Source organism: Salinimicrobium sp. 3283s, assembly GCF_039602225.1.
Classification (GTDB): Bacteria; Bacteroidota; Bacteroidia; order Flavobacteriales; family Flavobacteriaceae; genus Salinimicrobium; species Salinimicrobium profundisediminis.
Genome location: NZ_CP143631.1, coordinates 1,069,093 through 1,092,243, shown reverse-complemented (window position 1 = coordinate 1,092,243; position 23,151 = coordinate 1,069,093). Strand labels below are relative to the sequence as shown.

The following is a 23,151-nucleotide window of genomic DNA, read 5'->3' as shown; positions in this document are numbered from 1 at the left end:
ATTGTACGGAATTTTTGTTCGCCTGTGGCGAACGAAAAGGAGTAGCAAGAGGGTAACACGCGATGCGATGTTAAGCACTCCTTTTCATTTTCAAAATGCTTATATTCAGCAACTTGAAAAAATAAAAAATTCCCGACCTTTCACAATTTGCGACAAATGCCCTGTGAACGCCCATTTTTAGGGGAGGATTTGCGACAAATCGGCCAATTATGGACTCATTTATCGGCATCAGGTTCAAAAAGGAAACGGCAAAACGTTTTCAGGAATTTTCAAGGACACACTTCAAATCGCACACCGAGGCAATGGCAACAATGCTCGATTTTTTCTTCTACAACGAAATTTCCCCAAAGGAAAAATTGGGGCCTACGGGAAGGACAATCGAAGCTTCTTTAAAGAAACGTATAAATGCGGTGATTGCCATTATGAGGGATATGGAAAAGAGCCAGACCAAACCCACCGTCGCAATGTTGGAATCCCTTTTTCAAACCGAAGAACCTAAAAAGAAACCGTTGATTTTGGAAAAGAAAATTATTGAAGAGAAGAAGGAGGTACGTTTTCAGGAAAAGCAAAATAAGAAGAATGAACTGTAAATTTTTGAGCTATGTACATTACCATCACACCTCAAAAATTAGGGAACAATTACTCGCAAAGTTCAGCGGATTTTGTGGGCTACCTGGAGAAGGAAAACCAGGATCTGGAACAGGGAGCCCTGCCTGCCGGCAAGGCAGGTATGGAACATTTTTTCAATCAATATGATGTTGAAATATCAGCGGATGAAGTTGTAAAGGAAATTGATGGAAATGGTGCCAAACTCAAAAAGACAGAACCGAAATTCTATTCGATTACGGTCAGCCCTTCCAAATACGAACTGAACCGGTTACAGAACAACAGCGAGGATCTAAAAAGATACACCCGAGAACTGATGAAGGACTACGTGGCTTCCTTCAATCGGGAAATCAACGGAAGACCGATTAGCATCGATGATATTAAATATTATTTCGAGAGGATCCCAGAATAAAGGAACCGGTGAGAACTATCATTTTATTTATTTTACGGTCTGCAGTTTCTTTCATAGTGAAAGTACCGTGGAATATAAAAATTTTTGAAGCTTTTGAGGTTTGGATTTTTTCTACCAAATACTTCGGTCTTCAAATGTGATAGATCTGCTGTCTTTATTTTAAAAGTGTCTTCGATGATATAGGTAAAAAGACGCATTTACTGATTCTAGGGCACTCTTTAATAAAAGCTGTTGCTTCTTTTTTTTAATTCGTTATCCAGGCCTTCTATCTTTTCCACCTGATTATCTAATCTTGAAATTAAGCATTATCAAGTCAGTTACCTTCTATTATTATGGAAAATATCTTAACTATTATTTAGTAGTAGTTATTCGGAGTAATGAATTGACAAGATAAGCCTTGGATTTTCACTAAAAGCTAAACCTTTACTATAGCAGACTGAAAGCAATATATCTGGATTTCAGCTTTGGATTTTGAATGACAGCAAGTAATTCAATAATGGTGTCAATCAATAAATAAAAAATGGTCGTCCCCAATGGATTGAAGTGCCAAACATCATTGTGTTTCATCTTTAGACTCAAACTTATTTGTCTTTAAATTTTTAGCAACATTGCTCCAATGAAAAATTCTGCCGTTCATAGCCACATAGACATCTGGTTTTAAAAACTGTAAGGCACATATTGCATAGCCTAAATTGAATGGAGCATCTGTATTTCGAGAGGACCCCAGGATAAAGGAACCGGTGAGAACTATCGTTTTATTTATTTTTCGATCTGCTATATGTTTTGCAGTTTCTTCCATAGTGAAAGTGCCGTGAGATATCAAAATTTTTGAAGATTCTGAGGTTTGGACTTTTTCTGCCAAATACTCCCGGTCATCAAATGTAATAAATCTGCTATCTTTCTGGAAAACTTCTTCTATGGAAAAAGAAAAAGAAACATTCGCCGCTTCCAGAAAATTACTTAGTGAAGTTTTCCCGGCGCTTTGTTTTTGGTCACAATCCAGCCCTTCGATGGTGCCACCTGTTGTAAGTATATGTATCAAAATTGTAAGATTTGAGATTATACGTACTAAAGATAAGATACTTGCTCTTTAGTAAATACTGAATATGGAATTTTTTGACTAGGAGAACGATAATTGCCTGTAGCAAACAACTAAAAGCTAAGATAGATTGTTGCTACTGTTCCTTATTCTCAGTAACACTTGAGATGGAAGGGCCAATATGGGCAGTTGCAATATCCGCTCTATAACCAGTGCCAGAGAAATCAAAGAATCCTCAGAAAAGGCGGTCAAGGCAATGCAAGCGAGCATATCTCTAGTAAACAAGAAGTCAATAGGAACAATTGATTCAAAGGTTTTAATACTAACAGCAAGTAATATTAAGACCCATAACCAACAACTCATAACTTCATTTTAAAAAATATCAAGCCTCTAAATAAACTAATAACAACCTATTCATGTGTCCGAACTAATATTTCTTCCATTTTTAAACGCCCCCCAACCTTCTTTTAAGGCATATGGTACAATAAGAAGAGCCGCCACAGGGTCAGCCCACCACCAACCTAAATATCGAACAGCTAATAAACCACCTAATACTGCCACTGTTTGGTAAAGGCATATGAAGGTGTCTTTTGAATCGGCAAGCAATTCTTTGCTGTCCAATTTTTTACCGTACTTTCGTTTGTAGTATATTAAAATAGGATTAACCACTAAAGAGACCAACAAAATAATTATTCCAAGGGTGCTCCAGTTGGGGGTATTTTCATTTATCAACTTGGTGATTGAATCGTAAGTAATATAACCACTTACAAGGAGAAAAGATCCTGCGATTACAAACAAAGTGATTTTTTCCCTTTTCCTGACTTTATTGTCCTCAATTCCCTCTATTTCACCATTTAGACGCCACCATAAAGTACTGGCAGAAACAACTTCAATTACACTATCCAGACCCCAACCAATAAGGGCTGCACTTCCAGAGGTAAATCCTGCAATTAAAGAAACTACGACTTCTATAATATCATAAATAATATTATAAACCTGAATTTTCCTGGCTATTTTTAAATCCTTTTTCCGGTGCTGATTTTTCATTTCGCTGGTTTTAGAATTTTATCCTTTGTAGTCTCACAGCATTCAAAATGGCTAAGAATGCCACTCCCACGTCAGCAAAAACTGCTTCCCATAAAGATGCTACCCCAAATGCGCCAAAAATTAGCACCAGTGCCTTTACTCCAAAGGCAAGGCCAATATTCTGCCATACAATCTGTCGCGTTTTTTTGCCGATCTTAATGGCCGTGCCGATTTTGCCCGGCTGATCTGTTTGTATCACCACATCTGCGGTCTCTATTGCTGCGTCAGAGCCTAAGGCTCCCATGGCCATTCCTACATCGGCTAAGGTGATCACCGGGGCATCATTTATACCGTCTCCTACGAATGCCACCTTTTTCCCCTGTTTCTTTAGTTCCTCGACCTTAGCCACCTTGTCCTGAGGCAGTAGTCCACCGTATGCTTTGTCGATCTTTAACTGTCGCGCTACTTTTTGAACAATAGAATCTTTATCGCCAGAGAGCATTACAATATTATCAATACCATACTCCCGAAGTTGCTTTATGGCTAACGCCGCATCTTCTTTAATTTGATCGGCAATAGTTATGTAACCTTCATATTTACCATCCATTGCTACCACAACAATCGTTTCCACTATTTCCTCTATCTCCGGGGCATAGGAGATGTTGAACTTTCGCAACAATTTCGCGTTCCCGACCAAAAGTTCTTTCCCGTCTACCGTTCCTTTTAATCCGTGTCCGGCAATTTCTTCTACGTTCTGCACTTTCAGCTGTTTGAAAGCGTTCCCGGAGTGTTCTACAACTGCCGAAGCAATAGGATGGGTGGACTTGCTCTCCAATGCCGCTGTCAGAGCCAAAAACCGGTCCTTTTCCAGACTTTGGACTTTTACCTCCTGTACTTTAAACACTCCTTCAGTGAGTGTTCCGGTTTTGTCCATTACCACGGTATCTACCTTTGTAATGAGGTCGAGAAAATTGGAGCCTTTAAAAAGAAGACCGTTGCGGGAAGCGGCGCCTATACCTCCAAAATATCCCAGGGGAATGGAGATTACCAGGGCACAGGGACAGGAGATCACCAAAAATACCAGGGCCCGGTATAGCCAATCCTCAAAAATATAAGCGTCGACAAAGAAATAGGGCAGCAACGCCAGACCTATGGCGAAGAAAACCACGATCGGAGTATAAATTTTTGCAAAGCGGGTGATGAATTTTTGGGTTTTTGCTTTCCTCCCACCTGCTTCTTCAACGAGTTTGAGAATTTTTGATAAAGCACTGTCTTCATAACCGGAAGTTACTTTTAGCTCAACCAGCTTATCTAGGTTTATCATCCCTGCAAGCACTGTCTCTCCTTTTTTCTTGGTATCAGGTTTTGATTCTCCTGTAAGGGCGGCAGTATTAAAGGAGGAGCTTTCACTAAGCATTTCTCCGTCAAGCGCTACTTTCTCCCCGGGTTTGATCTGGATGATTTCCCCAATGTTCACATTCTTCGGATTAACAATTGAAACTTGTCCATTCTTGATCAATGTAACCTCCTCGGGACGATTATCAATAAGAGCTTTTATTGAGCGACGGGATCGTGCAACCGCTGCTTCCTGAAAATGTTCTCCAATCACGTAAAACAACATTACGGCAACTCCTTCTGCATATTCTCCAATATAAAATGCCCCGAGAGTGGCAATGGTCATAAGAAAAAATTCATTGAAGATATTTCCTTTTGCGATGTTGGTCACAGCATGTTGTACAACTTTCCCGCCAACGAGAACATAAGCAACACCAAAAACAATTAAGCGCAGATATCCTTGAAACCATTCCACATCAAAAAAGTCCAGCCCAATACCAAACAGTAAAAGTATCAAGCTTACTATAGTCGGAATAAAGGAAGATCTTTCTTCCTCATTTTTACCTGCTCCATTATGCTGAGGTGGACAACAGCTATCTTCACCTTTTTCAGGTTTTGGTCCGGGTTCTTCAGCCGTTCTGGGAGAAGTAATTGTTGGATCTTGTAATTCTGCGTCTTTATAGTCCTTGTCTTTCGCCATAACTTCTTATTAAAGGTCTTTCAATAGAAAAAGCCAATCCATTAAAACTGGCATTTTCCTATCTAATAATTAATTACAGGAACGAAATTAATCTATATAGTCCTGCAACGGAAGTGCATTTTTTCCTGATGGATGTGCTTTAGAATCGCAAAGTTTAAAAATGCTTATTCCTTATTGCATTTGTCACAGGTTCCTTTGACTACCAAACTGGCGTCAGTTGCTGTAAAACCCGGCGGAAGGTTAATATGCGGAATCTTAGTTTCAGTTAAACATTGGGTTTCTTTACAAATTTCACAGTGAAAGTGAAGATGAAGATCGCTGTCGAGCTCACAATTACAGCCCGCCTCACAAAGTGCATACTTAGATACTCCACTTCCATCTTCTATGACGTGAACAATTCCGCTATTTTCAAAAGTTTTAATGGTACGGTAAATAGTTGTTCTTTCACTTTTTTCAAAAGCTATCTCTATATCAGCTAATGTTACAGCCACTTGTTTCTGTGCCAAAAACTTGAATATAAGCATTCGCATAGCAGTGGGTCTCACATGCTTCTCTTCTAAAAATTTTTCTATAGCTTTCATAGTTTAATCGTCATGACCTGTTTCCCCTTTCTTCATTTCTGCAATAAGGTAATAAGCATTGTTCCACGCCACCTTTGCATCTTCAGGTAAAGGCTGCAGTAACTTAATTTCTACCCAGCCTTCATTTTCTTCTCCTGTGATCACTTCCACCGGTTTAAACGACCATTCGGTTTCCCCGTTCTCCTCGTGCTTTTCAGCGGTGAAGATGTAGAATTTTCCTTCTTCCTCAATAATGGCCTCCTCCGGCAAAGCCGTCACCTCCGTACCGGTGCCTGTAATAATCCTGCCGTTGATATACATACCGGGAACAAGGTTTTCTGTTTCCTCCTGTATCTCTGCATGGACGTGAATAGCTTTGGGATTTTGCTCGAACTTTTTACCGACGGAATATATCTCAGCAGTATAAGATCTTCCTGGTATGGATTCCATTTGAAGTAAAACTTTTTGCCCTTCTTTAATCTTGTATACATCTTTTGCAAATACCATTAAATCGGCATGTACATGTTCGGTATTAATCACTTCGAATAGCTCGGTTTGAGGATCAACATATTGTCCTATCTTCACACTAACATCTTCAATGTTCCCCTGGATTGGACTTACCACAGGTATATTCTCATTAATATTTCCTTCTCGTATCGACGTAACATTTAGGTTTAACCGTCTTAGCTGTGACTCCAACCCCTTGACCTCTGCCTGTACCACCTGATAATCGGCCTGTGCCTGTTGAAATAATTTACCCGAACCAACTTCCTGTTCGTACAGCCTTTGCTGGCGATTAAATTCTTGTTCCAGGTTCTGCATACGACTGTAAGTTGTCATATAATCAGTCTGTAAACTTGTGAGGTTAGGGTGGGAAAGATACGCCAGGGTTTGGCCTTTTCTAACTTCATCGCCCTCAATAACTTCAATAGAAGTAACGTTGGCACCTAAAATTGCAGTTACTGTCGCCTCATATTGTGGCGGTACTTTCAGTTGCCCGGTCGCTTCCACTATCTCGGAAAGCGGACGGGTGGGCAGAGTGTCCACTTTTATGCCCAGACTATTAAACTTGAGTTCGGAGAGATGCACTTCTCCCATACCGCCTTCTTCTAGAGCCTGCTCTTCCTGAGCTGCAGTTTCCCCTTCTTCGCCTCCTCCATTATTACAAGCAACAAAAAAGCTTGTTGCAATAAATAGGGTGAACAATTTTATAAAATGTTTTTTCATTTTTTTATTCTTTAGCTATTAGTACCGATTTATTCTGAAGTGTTCATAAAATACTCAAGTTGGGAGCGGCTGTTGAGATAATTTGCTAATGCCTCCCAGGCATCAATCTCTATTCGTACAGCATCCCTTATATTTTGTAGAAAAGTGACATAATCAATTGCTCCTTCCCTATAGGCAATGATTGCTCCTTCCCGCTGTTCGACGGCTAATGGAAGCGCCTCCTCCTGATAATATCTCCAGGAGTTAAGCCATTTAAGGTATTCCTCGCGCGCTCTGGTGTAAGCTGTTTTAAGCTCCAGTTGGGTTTGTTGTAAATTTGCATCAGCTATCTCACGATTTAATCTGGCAGATTGTGTTCTCCCTAGCTCAGGTCCAAAGAACAAGGGAATACTGATGCCCACCTGATATTGATAAAAGCCCGTTTGGCCGTCAATTTTCTGCCTACCGTACTGCGCCTGAAATTTTGGAAGAAACTGCGCCCGCCTTTCCTTAAAAGTTGCATCAGCCACTTCTACTCGTTGCTCAAATACATCCAGGAGGGGATGATTGCCGAGAGGTTGTAATAATTCGGAAATGGGCTCATCAATCTCTTCGGCAGGAACGTTAGGTACCGTATAAAGAGTGTCACTGGCAAACCACAGGTTGAATCGCTGTAAGGCTTTAAGATAATCCCTGTATGCCTGCTCTTTTTGAATTTCAACCTCATTGCCCTGGTTTACGGTGGCCAAATATTCCAACCTTGAGATTGTTTCTGTTTCCAGCCTTATTTGTGCAGCCCTTTCGATATCGGTAAATGAGGAATCCAGGCTCCGCAGTGTTTCATATGCATTTTTAGCAGCATATACCGAAGCCCAGGCCCGACTTACCTCCAGTTCTACTTCAAGAATGGAAAGATCAAGGGCTTCTTCTGCCAGGGCCACTCTTTCTTTCTGCAACTTCAGGCGCGGGGCAATTCCGAAGATGTCAATATTCTGTTGCTGAACTCCAATTTGTGTATAAACCCCGAGGTCAGCATTATCCGAACCACTACTAATTTCTTCCGCACCGGTAAATAACTGGGTATTACCAAAGTCCCATGCCGTTTTCTTTAAGCCCTGCTGACTTTCTATCTCCAGGGCAGCGGCTCTTATTCTCGGAAAAACTTCAATTGCCCGCTTCTGGGCCTCTTCTAAGGTTAAGGTTTGTAGTGAATCCTGCTGCTGAACTGTCTCAGACTGCACCGGAATATTTTTCTGTAAAAAATTATTTTCCTGTGCCCCTGCACGGGTGCTAAAACCTAAAAGGCTTCCGACAGAAAGCAATGCCACCAATATTGCCGGAGCTGGTGCAAAGCCATTACTATTATTACTACTTCTTCTTCTGTTTTTCATATTTTCTATTAAAGTATAAAGCACAGGTAACACCACCAGGGTAAGGAGGGTAGCTGTGAGCATACCACCTATAACCACCGTTGCTAATGGCTGCTGCACCTCTGCTCCTGCTGATGTGGAAAATGCCATAGGCATGAACCCTAAAATATCGGTTGTAGCCGTGAGCATGATCGGCCTGATTCGTTCTTTGGTACCTATTAATATCCGATCCTTAATACTTGTTACTCCTTCTTCTTTTAATGAATTGAAGCGATTCACCAGCACAAGTCCGTTTAATACTGCAACTCCAAAGAGCACGATAAATCCTACACCTGCCGAAATACTAAAAGGCATGTCCCGAAGCCAGAGGGCAAAAATACCCCCAATGGCAGCTAATGGGATGGCCATATAGATCATGATAGATTGCGAAAAAGATTTAAGTGCAAAATAAAGTAGTACAAAAATCAGGAAGAGGGCGATAGGAACAACAATGGAGAGTCGGCTTTTTGCACTTTGAAGATTTTCAAATTCTCCACCATATTCAATGTAGTATCCCGGAGGTAAATCCAGTTCGGCATCCAGTTTTGCCTGAATGTCATTGACAACAGACTCGACATCGCGCCCCCGGGTGTTCACCCCAACATAAGTTCTTCGATAGGTGTCGTCACGTGATATCTGCATCGGTCCGGGCACATAACGTATATCGGCTATTTCATTGATAGGAATTTGAGTACCATCGTCAAGATCAATGTATAAAGTTCTTAAATCTTCAATACTTTGTCGGTGTGCTTCATCAAAGCGAACCACCAGGTCGAAACGCCTTTCTCCTTCAAAAACAACCCCGGCTACTCCGCCTGCAAATGCAGTGCTTATGTACTCATTGATTTTTTGAATATCCAGATCGTATTGAGCGAGTTTATCCCGGTTATAACGCACCGTCATTTGTGGGAGACCAGACGTTCTTTCCGCATTCACATCTCCGGCTCCGGGAACGGTTTGAATAATCTCTGCCATTTCCTGGACCTTTGTAGAAAGTACCTCTAAATCCTCCCCATAGAGCTTTACTGCAATATCTTCTCTTACCCCTTCCAGAAGTTCATTAAACCTCAGCTCTACCGGCTGAGTGAAAACAAAGTTGACACCGGTAAGGTTTTTATTGAGTAGTTCTTCGATTTGTTCAATGAGTTCCTCTTTGGTTTCAGCAGATACCCATTTGTCCCTGTCCTTATCGAGAATTAGATACATGTCTGCTATATCCATCGGCATGGGATCTGTAGGAATATCGGCCACCCCGATACGGGCTGTTACCGTTTCAATTTCAGGGAAGTTTTCCAGTAGCAAAGTTTCTATTTTTTTGGAGACTTCTATGGATTCAGTCAGCGAACTACCGGGTCTGATCAAAGCCTGCATGGCAATGTCCCCTTCATCTAACTGAGGAATAAATTCTCCCCCCATCGTGGAAAAAACATAACCTGCAGCCCCTAATAAAACAATAGATCCTATGATTACCGCTGCTCTAAGGCGAAGGGAAACTTTTAAAATCGGAAGGTAGGCACGATGGATACCACCAATGATTTTATCACTAACTTTTTCCAGCCAGCGCTCCAACTTGCCATACCAGTTTTTCTTGTTTTGAATCGGCTTCATAAATAATGCAGTCATCATAGGAACGTAGGTAAGGCACAAGATGATGGCACCTATCATTGCAAAACCAAAAGTGTAAGCCATTGGTTTGAACATTTTGCCTTCCACCCCGGTAAGGAATAAAATAGGTGCAAACACAATCAGGATAATAATTTGACCAAAAAATGCCGACCTCATCATAGTGCTTCCGGAGTCGTAAGCTACCTCGTCCATTACAATCTGATTAAACTTGGCTTTTCCGGCTTTAATCCTTTTATGGATTTCATAAACGGCACCTTCTATGATAATAACCGCACCATCAATGATTATCCCGAAGTCGATGGCACCCAGGCTCATCAGGTTTGCCCAAACGCCAAACTGCTTCATAAGAATAAAAGCAAAAAGCAGAGAAAGAGGAATGGTGGTAGCAGTAATTAAACCTCCGCGCAAGCTACCAAGAAGAAAAACCAAAGCAAAAATTACAATTAAGGCTCCTTCCAACAGGTTTTTAGTCATAGTATCGGTTGTTCTGCCAATTAGCATACTTCTGTCAATGATGGGCCTGATTTCAAGTCCTTCCGGCAAGGATTCTTCCACCTCTGCCATCCTGTCTTTTACATTCTGTATCACTGCATTAGGATTGGAACCTTTCAGCATCATAATAATACCCCCCACAGCTTCCTCTCCATCCTGGGTAAAAGCACCATAACGCACCTGACTTCCAAAATTCACTTCTTCGGCTATATCTCCAATCGTAACAGGAGTATTATTTTCATGGGTAACCACTATTTTCCTGATGTCATCTAAGGACTGGATCAGGCCTTCTCCCCGAATGAAGTTGGACATTCTGTTCCTCTCAATGTAGGCTCCACCGGTATTTACATTATTCCGGGCCAGGGCCTCATACACCTGAGAGATACTTACATCCAGCGCGTTTAATTTTTCAGGGTTGATGGCTACTTCGTACTGCTTGATTGATCCACCAAACGAATTGACTTCCACAACCCCTTCCAGCAGGGTTAACTGCCTTTTTACAATCCAGTCCTGAATACTGCGAAGCTCAACAGGAGTATATTGCGTCTCAAAACCGGGTTGCGGCTGAATGGTATATTCATAAATCTGTCCTAGCCCGGTAGAAATTGGACCCATCGATGGGCTACCAAAGTTTTCCGGAATGGTTTCCTGCAGTTCGGTCAATTTTTCCTGAACCAGCTGTCGGGGTAAATAAGTGCCCATGTCATCTTCAAAAACGATAGTTACCACCGAGAGTCCGAAGCGGGAAATAGACCGTAATTCAGTCACCCCAGGAAGATTACCCATTGCCAGTTCGACCGGATAAGTGACAAACTGTTCAATATCTTCAGTACCTAAGCTGGGAGATTGGGTAATAACCTGCACCTGATTATTTGTAATATCAGGAACCGAACCCAGGTTTACGGTCATCATAGACCATACTCCGGCTCCAATAAGTGCCAATGTTAGCAAACCTATTATAAACTTATTGTTTATAGAGAATGCTATAATTTTGTTAATCATTAATAATAGAATTTAATTCAACATAAATAGATGAGATGGCCATTAATGAAGTCAATGGCGTAAGGATATAATTATCCTATCACAAAAGTTGAATTAAACGCGGGGTGGTTGAAAGTGAGAAAAGGCAATTTCTTTGCCGACACGCTCTCCAAACAAAGGTGTCAAAAAAGGTATTTTTGGTTCAAAAATTTCGAAGGCACTGGGAGTGCTTCTCACCAAATGGATATGACAGCAGTGACACTGGCAAAAAGGAGGACAGTCATCAGAAGTCCCCTGCTGGTCTCCCGGCTGATCCTGGTATATTTCCATACTAACGGAGACAGTATCCTGATTTTCAGACACGGCTGTATCATCACAGGGTATAAAGTTTAGCCCCAGGAAATAAACGGATAATATGACTGCGAAAAATTTCACATTGCAAAGGTATTAAAATATGAATGCACAGGAAGTGCAATTAATAGATAGATGAGCTAATGAAAGGTTACTTAACCTAAGTTTAGAAACGGTGGCAGGCTTGTACATATTAATGTTGTGTTTAAAATGGCAATTACGGGAGGGAGAAGCCTAATTTTGAAATTCCTTCAGTAATAAAGATTGCCCCATCTAAGTTTTCCATCTAACCACTTTAGCGATGGTTTTACGGAAATTTCATTATTGAGTACTTTCTTTTACATCACAGTAACGGCATTGAGAATGGAAAACAAAGGGATTTATATACCAGCCATCCAGAAAGATATTTTCTATCTCAATGGGAATTTATTCTACATCCTATCCTACTTTTTTATCCTTAATTATCAGCGACAAAAATGATTCAGCGATTTTCTTTATTTTTTCCTCCAGATAACTGATTAGTTGAATTAAAATGATGCCATTTGTAAAATAAAAAATAGTCCTACACCCTCGGATGTCAAAAATAATTAGCCGAACAAAATATTTCATGTATTTAAGTACTTGCTTAAATAATTTTTTACCTTTGTTTTATGGAAGAAAATAGTTGCATACGGAAAGAGGCCGATTTGAACCAAATCAAACGGTGTAAAGAACAAATATCAGAAGTTGAAGAGGCAGTAGGTGCCTTAACCAATAAGCTCTCTTTAGTAAGTAATAGCGTAAGATTAAAGATTCTTTATGTCCTTCAGGCAGAGGAAAGGTTATGTGTTTGTGATTTAAGTGATATTCTGAACATGACCATACCAGCAGTTTCGCAACACTTGCGAAAGTTGAAGGACAGGGATTTTGTAAAATCGGAAAAGGAAGGTCAAACAATCTTTTACTCGCTACGGGATGACCATCGGGAACTTCTTGCTCCTTTTTTTAATTTGTTGAATCGGCAACCTGAAGCCATATGAATGCTAAAAACAGTTTACTTGGAGTGGGAATTTTAACTGGTATCTCCAGTTCCCTTTGTTGCATAACTCCCTTACTTACTATAGTAGCAGGAACGGGAACCATGGCAGGTGCATTTGAATGGTTGGAGCCTTTTAGATGGCCTCTTGTCGTGATTTCCCTTTTTGCTTTGGCTGTTGCCTGGTATCTTAAGATTAAACCTGTCAAGGTTGAGGATTGCGGTTGCGACACAGAATCTCGAACATCATTCTTCCAATCCAGAACATTTTTGGGTGGAGTGACTGTTTTTGTTGCCTTGAGTTTAGCATTTCCTTACTACGCAGAAGCTTTTTATCCTTCCAATGAAAGAGAAGTTGTGTTCGTGCAGGAGAAAAACATTCAAACCATGGAATTCTTAGTGAGCGGTATGACCTGCGCAGGATGTGAGGGTCATGTAAAATCCGAAGTTAACAAGCTGAATGGTATTGTTTCCTGCAAAGTATCTTACGAAGATGGTAACACGGTTGTCGAATTCGATAATACACGTACTAATGTTCAAGAGGTAAAAACGGCTATTGCACGAACAGGATATAAAGTAACAGAAATTAGAAAACAATGAAACAATATGATGTTATAGTAATAGGTTCAGGTATGTCGGGTATGACCGTTGCGAACAAGTGTGCTTCCAAAGGATTAAAAGTAGCTGTGACAGATGAGCTACCCTATGGTGGAACTTGTGCTCTTCGTGGTTGTGACCCAAAAAAGATAATTATTGGTGCTACCGAAGTGAGAGACTTCGCTCAACGTCTGGTAGGAAAGGGTATTAATACGGTTCCTCAAGTAGAATGGAAGGACATTATGGCCTTTAAACAGGAATTTGTAGATGCAATGCCTGAAAAAATTGAAAAAGGATACAAACACAACGGTATCGACACCTATCATGGTGCCGCTCGCTTCATCGGTAATGATTCAGTCCAAATTGAATCGGAAGTTTTAAAGGGAAGCAAGATTGTTATTGCAACTGGAGCGCGGCCACGCCAGCTAAAGTTTGAAGGTGGTGCCCATGCATTGACAAGTACGGATTTTTTAAACCTGAAGGAATTTCCAAAATCTATAATTTTTATAGGTGGTGGATACATTGCCTTTGAGTTTGCACATATAGCTAAGCGATGTGGAGCAGAAGTTACCAACATACATCGGGGACCTCGGCCATTGGAGAATTTTGATAAGGATATAGTTCACCATTTGTCGGAGGCCACCAGAAAACTTGGAGTAAAATTGGTGCTCGAAACGAACGTCACGAGAATCAAAAAGGACACAATAGGTTATACGGTAATTGGTGAAACAAATGGTTCCGAAACAGAGTTTACAGCTGAAGCTGTTTTCAACAGTGCGGGAAGAGTACCACATATTGATGGCTTGAACTTAAAGGCGGCATCTGTTAATTATAACAAGAAGGGAGTTGAGGTTAACGAGTACTTACAAAGTACCTCAAACCCATCTATTTATGCTGCTGGTGACGCTGCCGATACCGCTGGGCTTCCATTAACCCCAGTAGCTGTTTATGAAGGTCATGTCATTGCTTCTAACATATTAAAGGGTAATAATAAAAAACCAGAATATCCACCGATGCCGTCAGTTGTCTTTACCTTACCATCTATGGCTTCGGTAGGTCTGACTGAAGTGGAAGCGGAAAAAGCTGGGTTAAATATCAAAGTGAACACCAAGGCAGTTCCAGAGTGGTTCAATGCTAAACGTCTTAACGTTCAGGAATATGCTTATAAAACCATAATAGACACTGATAAAGGGACTTTAGTGGGAGCTCATCTCATTGGTCCAGGGGTAGAAGAAACAATTAACTTCTTCTCACTTGCCATGTACAAAGCGATATCAGTACGAGACTTAAAGAAAATGATTTATGCATATCCGACAATGGGTTCGGATATCACATCAATGTTATAAAACCAGATATGGAGCCTATTCTAAAATCTATCCTTACATGTCCTAATTGCAAGAATGCCAGGGAAGAAATAATGCCCACAGATGCTTGTCAATTCTTTTATAAATGCTCCAGCTGTGATGCTGTTATAAAACCATTAGAGGGCGACTGCTGTGTATTTTGCAGTTACGGCTCTGTTGCTTGTCCGTCAATTCAGGAGAAAATAAACTGTTGTTAAATTCTCTTTTAAAATTTGGTTGCCACCCCGGGACATATCTTAAATTGAAAAAAATAAAACAAAATGATACCACGAGATTTAAGTAAAGACATCAAAACCCGGCTACAGAGCATCAATGGACAAATTAATGGTCTCATAAAAATGCTTGATGAAGATACCAACCCCGAGAAGATCCTCCTTCAGTTTAAAGCAGCACAAAAGGGCCTGGATAAGGCCCACTTTTTATTGTTGGATGAAACCTACCGGAAAGCTTTGGCCATAAAAATTTCTGAAACAGTGGAGGCCTGCCCGGGAAATTGTGGAAATGAAGATCGGATTGAATTAATACGAAAACAGTTCCCCGACTTGGAATTGGATACCCTTACTTCCAAAATGAGTGAAATAACCGACTTACGGAAGCGAATAGACGGGAATAATCAAAAGAATGAGTAAGGAAAATTAGTTTTCTTTTACCTGTCCTGGCAGAAAAACTGCCTTAATATTGGAGCCATGGGAATAGAGAGAAGCGATGCCTATAATACCCTACTTAAAAATAGGATTATCTCTTTTTTTAGGCATTAGCTTGTTGCCCCTTATTTCATTTTACCTTACCAAAAAAAATATTCTGTTTTTTTAGAATTTCAGTTGGAGACCACCCCGGGGTCGCTCCTACCTTTGAATTGTTCTATTAAAAGAACATAAAAATTGTTTAATAATTAAAATTTAATAAAGATGAAACGTCAAGTAGAAATATTTACGGCCAACTGCCCGGTATGTGATCCGGTTGTTGAAATGGTTAAGGACCTCGCTTGTAATAGTTGCGAGCTCACCACTTATGATCTGGTGAAACAGTGCAATGATAAGTCCTGTATTTCCAAAATAAGCGAATATGGGATCAAGAAATTACCGGCAGTTGTGGTAGATGGAATATTATTGGATTGCTGCAAAGGCAATGCCATCACAAAAGAAAAATTGATGGAAGTCGGGATAGGAAAAGCTTAATTAATAGAAGGCACGGCTTTTTTTTAAATCAACTTCCCCGCTTTCGTGTAAGGGGGGAAATCATTTAAAACCAACATAATTATGAAACCATTAAATTCAGAATTACAGAAATGTATTGATGATTGTAACAAGTGTATTACAGCATGTCGGATTTGCCTAGACCAGCACGTTGGAGAGCAGGAAATGAAACGTTGCCTTCAGCTTTGTCTCGATTGTATTGCTTTGTGTGCGGCCTGTGTACAACTAATGGCCAGCCAGTCTGACTATTCAAGCCGAGTTTGTGGCATTTGTGCAGATCTTTGCAATGCTTGTGCCGATGAATGCGAAAAGTTTGACAGCGAATACTGCAAACAATGTGCAGAAGCCTGCAGGACTTGTGCGGAAAGCTGTGAAAAAATGGCAGCTTAAATATTCATTTGAAATGAGACAATTTAAAATTTAGGGCAATATCACAAAAGATATTGCCCTTGTTTTTATTTACATTAATCCAATCTGCTATGGAATCAACCTTTTTAGGATCGCCGTCAATTAAATGGAAATGTAGAATGAGTGATTACTGGTAGAATAAAAAAATAAAATTAATCTTGGAGACCACCCCGTAGCCTCAGTTAACTTCACCCAAAATTAATTTTCAACAACAAAAATGATGTAACAATTAAATACAACAGTATTCGCTGTGATGTTGACAGGTGCTGCAATTTTATTTTCCTACAGCACAGGGCATTCACAATAGTGACACAGCAAATTCAAACTAAATTAGAAAATAAGGAAATGTTGATTAATGTAGTACATCTAAAAATAGAAGGCATGCATTGCCAGTCTGGCTGCGCCAATGGAATAGATTCCATGTTAAAGGAACAGCAAGGAATCATTAAAAGTGAAACGAGTTTTGACAGAAGTTCGGCTGTAATTGAATATGATCCCTTTCTGATTTCTGAGGAAGAAATTATTAACTTGATCACCAACCGGGGATTTAAGGTAGAAGTTTTAACCGAAAAGGGAGATATCCCACAGCATTAGTTTCACTTTCATTTTAAACAGTATGCAAATCCTCACGAAAATAAAAGAAGACTTTGTAAGTATAGGATCCCTTTTTACCTCGGTTTCCACCTTACTGTGTTGCGCCATGCCTTCGCTCCTGGTAGCTCTGGGAATGGGAACGGTAGTAGCAGGCTTAGCTTCTGACCTGCCGTGGCTGATTACCATGAGCAAATATAAAGAATGGACCTTCCTGATTGCCGGGATGATGATAGGATTTAATTTTTGGTTGTTCTACGGAAGAAAAAGAAACCAATCCTGCGAAATCGATGAAAACGGAAATGAAACTGCCTGCGATACAGCAGCAAGATGGAGCAAAGGCATTCTTTGGTTTTCCTTTGGCCTATATCTCCTTGGATTGTTTTCCGCTTATTTACTATTACCCATTCAAAGATTTTTAGGAATTTAAATTCACAAAACATGAAAAATTATTTTTTGATCTTATTTATAGGGTTATCGACACTGTATAAAGTAGAAGCACAGGGGCATGGCCCAATTTATGGATTACAAACCCCAACCCTGGCAAAAGGTGGTATAAACATGAACGCTGCCGGAATGAGCATAGCGACCGAAGACGAGGCCTCTTATATGCTTCGGTATACATTTTTCTATGGCATTACGGAAGATTTACAGGTTACCCTTACCACTCCTACTGTGATTGAGCGTCTGGAAAATGCTCCACGAACCCGTGGAAATATTATGATGCCTGCCAATGGAGATATCGAGGCTGCTTTGTGGTATCGTTTTTTTTCAAATGCTTTTGGGGTAGGAAAGAGGTTTGAATCCACAGCAATTTTAGGTGTTTCGGCGCCTACTGAGGATGTTCGTGGACAGGTGAATTTAGGGAATTCCGTCCATGGAGCAATTTCCACCGGCTATGCCTCTAGGATTTGGTATGCGTGGATAGGTGGCGGTTACCAATATTATTTTGGAAAAGACAACGAGCAATTAGGCGATTTGCCCTATACAAGCTTGGTTATAGGTTACCGTCCTAAAATTTTTATGGGAGATTATCCTAAACCGGACTGGAGGATATTTGTAGAATCACTGGCAGAATTTCCGGGAGATAGTAAAGTTAACGGACAATTTTTTTCTACGGATGAAAGGAGTAAAAAAGTATTGGTTGGTCCTTCCATTTTAGGACTTAGCGGTCCCTAGGGAATTTCCTTCGGAGCATTGTTTCCGATAATTCAGGATTTAATACCGAACAAGCCCCGTGAAAAATACAGGGTCGCACTGAACATCAGTTATTGGTTATAACAGATATCAAAGAAAAATTCAAATAAAAAAAATAGTAAAAATGAAAATAATAGCACTAATTATTGTAATAGCAGTATTCGGGACTTTAAGTTCAAATGCCCAAATCACAAAGGTAAATCAGGAAGTTTTTGGAATGGATTGCGCACCTTGTGCCTACGGCTTGGAACGCGGACTAAAAAAAATGGATGGTATAGAAAAGGTACGGGTAAGCCTGAATGATGGCAAAGCTTATTTAGACCTGACTGCAAATAATAATTTAAGCCTAAAACAAATTCAGGAAGAAGTGAAAGTGAATGGATTTTCCGCCAAAAATGCCGAAATTGTTCTCGAAGGACAACTCGTAAAAGAAAATAATACCTTAAAAATTAGAGTGAACAATGAGGAGTATTATCTCACTTCAAATACAGAGCAGAGTCTTATAAATTCACTTCAGCCCGCAAAGGTGAAAGTGCGGGGAATTGTTCAGGATGAGGGAGATGGGAAATTAAACGGTAAATGGAAAATAAAGATTATGGAAGTACTTTAAAAACTTATTTATGAAGTACCATAAAAAGCATCAATAGAAAGCTTACAAGAATGAAATATTATGGTAGTTTTTTATGCATGTAGAGGTTCGCCGGGATGCCGCTCAAAAAATTCTAGTGTAATGGAATCAAAAATACTCCTTTTGGTTATCCAAAAAGTACAACATTTTTCCATAATAGTACAACTCTAACTGCTATTTTATAGTTAATTTCGCTTTTTAAGCGAAAAAATCAGGAGATCATTTCTATGACGGAATGTTTTCTCCATTGACGATGAAAAGTACATTAGGTAATATTGTCTCTGTATTAATGGCACTTGTGGTGTTGTTGTCTACTTTATCTTTTACTGTAGACAAACATTTCTGTGGAGGTCTTTTAATGGATCTGGCTGTCTTTTCTGAAGCTAAAAGTTGCGTAATGGGAACTCATGATCATTCTGAAATGGGCAGTTCCGTAGAGAAGGATCATTGTTGTAGTAACGAAAAAGTTCTGGTTGAAGGTCAGGACGAGTTGAAAAATTCTATTTTATTCCTGGATCTTGAACAACAGGTGTTTATAGGTACTTTTGCGTTTTCCTATGTATCTTTATTTAATTACATGCCTCGGCAGGTGCCGGCTTATACATTCTATTCTCCCCCTTTGCTGATCCACAGTATTTATCTTCGGGATCAGGTTTTTCTTATTTGATTTAATCTTTTTTGTTAGTACCAGTTATTTATTGCTGGTAAGGTGTATCTGTTACAGGAGTGAATAAAAATATTCATTCAGGTCATACCTTATAGTGAACCAGTCGCTAGAACTGCGTTCACCTTCAACTGGTAATTAATTAATTAATTAGTTAAATTAAAAAGAAATGAAAAAATATCTTTTTCCGCTATTACTGATAGTTGTAACTGTAAATCTCGCGTATGCCCAACAATCTCCCTCATTAGAGGGGAATGTGGATAATTTACCTGTACGGGAGTACCATTTAACCATAGACGAAGAAATGGTTCATATTGCAGGAGAGGAAAGCATGGGCATGACAGTTAACGGCAGCATCCCGGGTCCTATCCTACGGTTTAATGAGGGGGAATATGCCATTATATACGTTAAGAATGAAATGGAAGAGGAAACTTCAATTCATTGGCACGGCCTCCTGCTACCCAATTTTTACGACGGAGTGCCTTACCTCACTACACCACCCATAGAGCCCGGTAAGATACAGAAGTATGAATTTCCCCTCATTCAGGCTGGGACTTACTGGTATCACTCTCACACCATGCTGCAGGAACAAAGTGGCGTATACGGTTCAATTGTCATAGAACCACAAATACCATCGGCCGCTTATAATTATGATCACGACGAAGTACTGGTTCTATCGGATTGGACTTTTGAGAAACCGCGGAATGTCCTGCGGAACCTAAAGCGCGGCAACGAATGGTACAGCATTAAAAAAGGAACTGCGACTCCCTTGAACCGTGTAATTGCCAGGGGCGCTTTGGGTGCCCAGCTGGATTTCTGGCGTCAGCGTATGGAAGGTGCAGATATCGCGGACATATATTATCCTGCTTTCTTGACTAACGGCGATACAGTACAACATTTCTCCAAATATGAAGCCGGGGATAAGGTAAGGCTACGTATTATAAATGCAGCCGCATCGACACAATTTTGGCTCACCTTCGGAGGCACGCCGCCTCTTTTGGTTTCGGCCGATGGCCTGGATGTGGTCCCGGTGAACAAAGAAAAACTTTTTATTTCCATCGCAGAAACCTATGACCTAATCATTACCATTCCTGAAAACGGACAGATTGAAATGCGGGCCGTAGCCCAGGATGGTTCAGGGGCTACACATGCCTATTTCGGAAGTGGAGACATACTACCGGCAGAGGTGCTGCCAAGGCCGGATAAAATAGGTATGATGATGCAGATGGCAGAAATGGACATGCGTATGGGAGCTCCCGCCATGAAATTCAATCCGGGCAAAGTCGAGCCCTACGAGTTTATGAAAGAATGGGGAATGGACATGGAACATGGTGAAAAAATGGAGGGGGATATGGGTATGGACCACGATAAAAAAATGGGGAATATGGACAGGCAGAGAATGCCCGAGATGGATCATGACGCACATGAACCGATGACTGACAGCCTTCGGGCAGAGCGTTCCTCTTCAGAGAAGACCCAAACTTCAGAAAAAGGACAGCAGAGGGGGGGATCCAATATGTCAAAAATGGGAATGTTTGCAGATTATAATTATGATTTTCTACAGGCTCCTGTCCCTACTACTATTGATGAGACGAAATCCGAAAGAGAGATTTTGCTGAACCTTACCGGCAATATGTGGCGCTACATCTGGAGTATGAATGGAGTACCCCTGGCCGAAGCCGATATGATTAAAATTGAAAAAGGTGAAAAAGTGCGAATAATATTCAACAACCTCACCATGATGCACCACCCCATGCATTTTCACGGCCATTTCTTTCGTGTTCTTAATAAGCATGGAGCCTATTCTCCGCTCAAGCACACAGTGAATGTAGCACCTATGCAAAAGACCATCATTGAATTTGAGGCCAATGAGGACAGTGATTGGTTTTTACACTGCCATGTGCTGTATCACATGGTTGGGGGCATGGCCAGGGCAGTAACCTACCAGACCGAGCGCAATCCACTAATGAAAGAACATCCCAGAGAAATTCTCTTTCAGGAAGGGAATCACTTTTTTACCTGGGGCTTAGCAGATGTAGCCTCTCACATGACCGAAGTGAATGTGGTTTCCAGCAATATCAGGAACCAGTTCAATTTAATTGCAGAATACGGCTGGAACGAAAATTTAGAAGCTGAGTTTTCTTACGAATATTACCTGAACGACTGGTTTCGGGTATTTGGTGGGGTGAACGTGGAAAATGAAATGAAAGATAACCTGGATGAACTAAGTACTACTGCCGTTGCCGGGGTACGCTATTTTACGCCATATATGTTCAACCTGGATGTACGGTTGGACCATAAGCTAAGACCGCAAATAAGTTTAAGCCGGGAAATTATGTTATTTCCAAGATTCGTCATATTCGGGGAATATGAGTTCCAGGCCGATTTTGGCTGGGTAAATGAACTGCCCGAAGGCACTGACTTTGAAAAAGAACAGGTGTACACTGTGGGTGCCGAATACTTCCTTTCCAGGAATTTTTCTTTAATGGGAAGTTATGACAACCGGTTTGGTGCGGGGGGCGGGCTTAGCATAAGATTTTAGTGATGTATCAATATCAATTAATATCAGTTTAAAACAATTCAAAAATGAAAAATCTAAAAGTTAACTTAGGAATTGCAATGCTAGTAATTGCGAGCTTAACAGCAGTATCCTGTAAAAACAACAATGAAGAAGGAAACGTTGACCATTCAGGAATGGACCATGAAAATATGAGCGAAGGTTCAGAAATGATGGAAGATGGGGAACAAACTTCCGAAGATATGCCTGGCAGTGAAAACCAGGATTCACAAACCGGAATTATTATTAATGATTATCTTGAATTAAAAGATGCCCTGGTAGCCGATAATTCGGAGGGGGCTGCGCAAGCCGGTGAAAGCCTCGTAACAGCTTTTGAAAATTTTGATAGGAGCGGTTATGAAGCTGCCGAACAGCAGGAGCTAACCGAAATTATTGAAAGCGCCAAGGAACACGCCGATCATATTTCCTATAGCGATATGGCACACCAAAGGGAGCATTTTGAACTAATGAGCATTGACATGGTCGATATGCTGGCCATTACCGGTTCCCCCGAAACGCTCTATCAGCAGTTTTGCCCTATGTACAACGACAATAAAGGTGGGATTTGGTTAAGCACCAGTGAGGAAATAAGGAATCCTTATTTTGGGCAAAGTATGCTTAGCTGTGGAGAGGTCCAGAAGGAAATTTAACGAATGAAGTTCCTAAAGATCATCGGTCTGGTTTTATTGGTTGCCTTTGTGGGGATACAGTTTATCCCCACAAACCGCAATCAGGCTGATTATATTTCTAAATCAGATTTTACGGAGGTTTATGAGGTGCCGGAAAACATCAATACCATCCTGCAAACCTCTTGTTATGACTGCCATAGCAATAATACCAATTATCCATGGTATAATAAGATCCAGCCGTTTACCTGGTATTTGAACGACCATATTGAAAAAGGCAAGGCAGATTTGAATTTTAGTGAATTTGGGGAATATTCCTCCCGGCGGCAAAGAAGTAAGTTGCGCTCTATAAGCAGCCAGGTGAAAGATGGGGAAATGCCTTTGCAATCATATACCCTGGTGCATTGGGATGCGAAACTTTCTGACAAGGAGAAGGAAAAATTCACAGTTTGGATGGATTCTTTGGCCATGGAAGTAAGGTAAAAGAAAATAATCCCCCGGCCCTGTGCCTGGAAATTGTCTGTTTAATTAGTTAACACTTCAGGTGCAGGGTCTTTATAAAAAG

General features: G+C 40.6%; 21 protein-coding genes and 1 pseudogene. 16 read left to right on the top strand and 6 right to left on the bottom strand.

Annotated elements, in window-relative coordinates:
• Positions 1 to 209: 209 nt before the first annotated feature.
• Complete coding sequence (locus VS868_RS04785; protein ID WP_345599367.1) at positions 210 to 590, top strand: BfmA/BtgA family mobilization protein; 381 nt, start codon at positions 210 to 212, stop codon at positions 588 to 590.
• An 11-nt stretch (positions 591 to 601) separates the two neighbouring features.
• Positions 602 to 997, top strand: a pseudogene (locus VS868_RS04780) (DUF5712 family protein); the annotation flags it as partial.
• 574 nt (positions 998 to 1,571) lie between these two features.
• Here the strand turns inward: VS868_RS04780 and VS868_RS04775 are convergent.
• The 6 genes from VS868_RS04775 to VS868_RS04750 form a co-directional block, all read right to left on the bottom strand.
• Positions 1,572 to 2,060, bottom strand: a complete 489-nt coding sequence (locus VS868_RS04775; protein WP_189602848.1) for an asparaginase domain-containing protein — start codon at positions 2,058 to 2,060, stop codon at positions 1,572 to 1,574.
• A gap of 411 nt (positions 2,061 to 2,471) precedes the next feature.
• Positions 2,472 to 3,104: a cation transporter gene (locus tag VS868_RS04770; RefSeq protein WP_189602849.1), complete on the bottom strand. Its 633-nt coding sequence runs from the start codon at positions 3,102 to 3,104 to the stop codon at positions 2,472 to 2,474.
• 10 nt (positions 3,105 to 3,114) lie between these two features.
• Entirely contained in the window at positions 3,115 to 5,118 is a 2,004-nt protein-coding gene (locus tag VS868_RS04765) for a heavy metal translocating P-type ATPase (protein WP_189602850.1), read from the bottom strand.
• Positions 5,119 to 5,282: 164 nt separating this feature from the next.
• A complete protein-coding gene (locus VS868_RS04760; protein ID WP_189602851.1) occupies positions 5,283 to 5,699 on the bottom strand; it encodes a transcriptional repressor in 417 nt (138 codons plus the stop codon).
• Positions 5,700 to 5,702: 3 nt separating this feature from the next.
• Positions 5,703 to 6,905 (bottom strand): efflux RND transporter periplasmic adaptor subunit, encoded by a 1,203-nt coding sequence (locus tag VS868_RS04755; RefSeq protein WP_345599366.1) that lies wholly within the window; start codon positions 6,903 to 6,905, stop codon positions 5,703 to 5,705.
• 29 nt (positions 6,906 to 6,934) lie between these two features.
• A complete protein-coding gene (locus VS868_RS04750; protein ID WP_345599365.1) occupies positions 6,935 to 11,413 on the bottom strand; it encodes a CusA/CzcA family heavy metal efflux RND transporter in 4,479 nt (1,492 codons plus the stop codon).
• Positions 11,414 to 12,393: 980 nt separating this feature from the next.
• Here VS868_RS04750 and VS868_RS04745 point away from each other — a divergent pair.
• From VS868_RS04745 to VS868_RS04680, 14 genes are all read left to right on the top strand, one after another.
• Complete coding sequence (locus VS868_RS04745) at positions 12,394 to 12,762, top strand: metalloregulator ArsR/SmtB family transcription factor (protein WP_189602855.1); 369 nt, start codon at positions 12,394 to 12,396, stop codon at positions 12,760 to 12,762.
• Positions 12,759 to 13,358: a mercuric transport protein MerTP gene (gene merTP / locus VS868_RS04740; protein ID WP_189602856.1), complete on the top strand. Its 600-nt coding sequence runs from the start codon at positions 12,759 to 12,761 to the stop codon at positions 13,356 to 13,358. Before VS868_RS04745 ends, merTP begins: the two co-directional genes overlap by 4 nt.
• Positions 13,355 to 14,701: an NAD(P)/FAD-dependent oxidoreductase gene (locus VS868_RS04735; RefSeq protein ID WP_345599364.1), complete on the top strand. Its 1,347-nt coding sequence runs from the start codon at positions 13,355 to 13,357 to the stop codon at positions 14,699 to 14,701. The genes merTP and VS868_RS04735 overlap by 4 nt, the downstream gene beginning before the upstream one ends.
• Before the next feature lie 8 nt (positions 14,702 to 14,709).
• Positions 14,710 to 14,916 carry a GDCCVxC domain-containing (seleno)protein gene (locus tag VS868_RS04730; RefSeq protein ID WP_345599363.1) on the top strand — a complete coding sequence of 69 codons (207 nt, stop codon included), beginning with the start codon at positions 14,710 to 14,712 and terminating at the stop codon, positions 14,914 to 14,916.
• Positions 14,917 to 14,979: 63 nt separating this feature from the next.
• Positions 14,980 to 15,348 carry a metal-sensitive transcriptional regulator gene (locus VS868_RS04725; protein ID WP_345599362.1) on the top strand — a complete coding sequence of 123 codons (369 nt, stop codon included), beginning with the start codon at positions 14,980 to 14,982 and terminating at the stop codon, positions 15,346 to 15,348.
• 279 nt (positions 15,349 to 15,627) lie between these two features.
• Entirely contained in the window at positions 15,628 to 15,897 is a 270-nt protein-coding gene (locus VS868_RS04720; RefSeq protein WP_345599361.1) for a thioredoxin family protein, read from the top strand.
• A 771-nt stretch (positions 15,898 to 16,668) separates the two neighbouring features.
• Positions 16,669 to 16,917: a heavy metal-associated domain-containing protein gene (locus tag VS868_RS04715; protein WP_345599359.1), complete on the top strand. Its 249-nt coding sequence runs from the start codon at positions 16,669 to 16,671 to the stop codon at positions 16,915 to 16,917.
• A gap of 22 nt (positions 16,918 to 16,939) precedes the next feature.
• A complete protein-coding gene (locus tag VS868_RS04710; RefSeq protein WP_345599358.1) occupies positions 16,940 to 17,344 on the top strand; it encodes a hypothetical protein in 405 nt (134 codons plus the stop codon).
• A gap of 11 nt (positions 17,345 to 17,355) precedes the next feature.
• Positions 17,356 to 18,093, top strand: coding sequence for a hypothetical protein (locus VS868_RS04705; RefSeq protein WP_345599357.1), 738 nt, complete (start codon positions 17,356 to 17,358; stop codon positions 18,091 to 18,093).
• Between the two features lie 142 nt (positions 18,094 to 18,235).
• On the top strand, positions 18,236 to 18,721 hold the full coding sequence (locus tag VS868_RS04700) for a heavy metal-associated domain-containing protein (RefSeq protein WP_345599356.1): 486 nt from the start codon (positions 18,236 to 18,238) through the stop codon (positions 18,719 to 18,721).
• Positions 18,722 to 18,992: 271 nt separating this feature from the next.
• The gene (locus tag VS868_RS04695; protein ID WP_345599355.1) at positions 18,993 to 19,406 is read left to right on the top strand and encodes a hypothetical protein; all 414 of its coding nucleotides are present in this window, start codon (positions 18,993 to 18,995) and stop codon (positions 19,404 to 19,406) included.
• A gap of 166 nt (positions 19,407 to 19,572) precedes the next feature.
• On the top strand, positions 19,573 to 21,945 hold the full coding sequence (locus tag VS868_RS04690; RefSeq protein WP_345599354.1) for a multicopper oxidase domain-containing protein: 2,373 nt from the start codon (positions 19,573 to 19,575) through the stop codon (positions 21,943 to 21,945).
• A 44-nt stretch (positions 21,946 to 21,989) separates the two neighbouring features.
• The gene (locus VS868_RS04685) at positions 21,990 to 22,610 is read left to right on the top strand and encodes a DUF3347 domain-containing protein (RefSeq protein WP_345599353.1); all 621 of its coding nucleotides are present in this window, start codon (positions 21,990 to 21,992) and stop codon (positions 22,608 to 22,610) included.
• Positions 22,611 to 22,613: 3 nt separating this feature from the next.
• Positions 22,614 to 23,069, top strand: coding sequence for a heme-binding domain-containing protein (locus VS868_RS04680; RefSeq protein ID WP_345599352.1), 456 nt, complete (start codon positions 22,614 to 22,616; stop codon positions 23,067 to 23,069).
• Positions 23,070 to 23,151: the final 82 nt, after the last annotated feature.

Bases quoted from the DNA above. Each gene is read 5' to 3' on its own strand.
- VS868_RS04785 (WP_345599367.1), top strand. From the start codon at position 210: ATGGACTCATTTATCGGCATCAGGTTCAAAAAGGAAACGGCAAAACGT.
- VS868_RS04730 (WP_345599363.1), top strand. From the start codon at position 14,710: ATGGAGCCTATTCTAAAATCTATCCTTACATGTCCTAATTGCAAGAAT.
- VS868_RS04700 (WP_345599356.1), top strand. From the start codon at position 18,236: ATGAAAATAATAGCACTAATTATTGTAATAGCAGTATTCGGGACTTTA.
- VS868_RS04735 (WP_345599364.1), top strand. From the start codon at position 13,355: ATGAAACAATATGATGTTATAGTAATAGGTTCAGGTATGTCGGGTATG.
- VS868_RS04760 (WP_189602851.1), bottom strand. From the start codon at position 5,699: ATGAAAGCTATAGAAAAATTTTTAGAAGAGAAGCATGTGAGACCCACT.
- VS868_RS04690 (WP_345599354.1), top strand. From the start codon at position 19,573: ATGAAAAAATATCTTTTTCCGCTATTACTGATAGTTGTAACTGTAAAT.
- VS868_RS04765 (WP_189602850.1), bottom strand. From the start codon at position 5,118: ATGGCGAAAGACAAGGACTATAAAGACGCAGAATTACAAGATCCAACA.
- VS868_RS04715 (WP_345599359.1), top strand. From the start codon at position 16,669: ATGTTGATTAATGTAGTACATCTAAAAATAGAAGGCATGCATTGCCAG.
- VS868_RS04770 (WP_189602849.1), bottom strand. From the start codon at position 3,104: ATGAAAAATCAGCACCGGAAAAAGGATTTAAAAATAGCCAGGAAAATT.
- VS868_RS04710 (WP_345599358.1), top strand. From the start codon at position 16,940: ATGCAAATCCTCACGAAAATAAAAGAAGACTTTGTAAGTATAGGATCC.
- VS868_RS04745 (WP_189602855.1), top strand. From the start codon at position 12,394: ATGGAAGAAAATAGTTGCATACGGAAAGAGGCCGATTTGAACCAAATC.
- VS868_RS04725 (WP_345599362.1), top strand. From the start codon at position 14,980: ATGATACCACGAGATTTAAGTAAAGACATCAAAACCCGGCTACAGAGC.
- VS868_RS04685 (WP_345599353.1), top strand. From the start codon at position 21,990: ATGAAAAATCTAAAAGTTAACTTAGGAATTGCAATGCTAGTAATTGCG.
- VS868_RS04695 (WP_345599355.1), top strand. From the start codon at position 18,993: ATGAAAAGTACATTAGGTAATATTGTCTCTGTATTAATGGCACTTGTG.
- VS868_RS04680 (WP_345599352.1), top strand. From the start codon at position 22,614: ATGAAGTTCCTAAAGATCATCGGTCTGGTTTTATTGGTTGCCTTTGTG.
- VS868_RS04705 (WP_345599357.1), top strand. From the start codon at position 17,356: ATGAAAAATTATTTTTTGATCTTATTTATAGGGTTATCGACACTGTAT.
- VS868_RS04755 (WP_345599366.1), bottom strand. From the start codon at position 6,905: ATGAAAAAACATTTTATAAAATTGTTCACCCTATTTATTGCAACAAGC.
- VS868_RS04750 (WP_345599365.1), bottom strand. From the start codon at position 11,413: ATGATTAACAAAATTATAGCATTCTCTATAAACAATAAGTTTATAATA.
- merTP (WP_189602856.1), top strand. From the start codon at position 12,759: ATGAATGCTAAAAACAGTTTACTTGGAGTGGGAATTTTAACTGGTATC.
- VS868_RS04720 (WP_345599361.1), top strand. From the start codon at position 15,628: ATGAAACGTCAAGTAGAAATATTTACGGCCAACTGCCCGGTATGTGAT.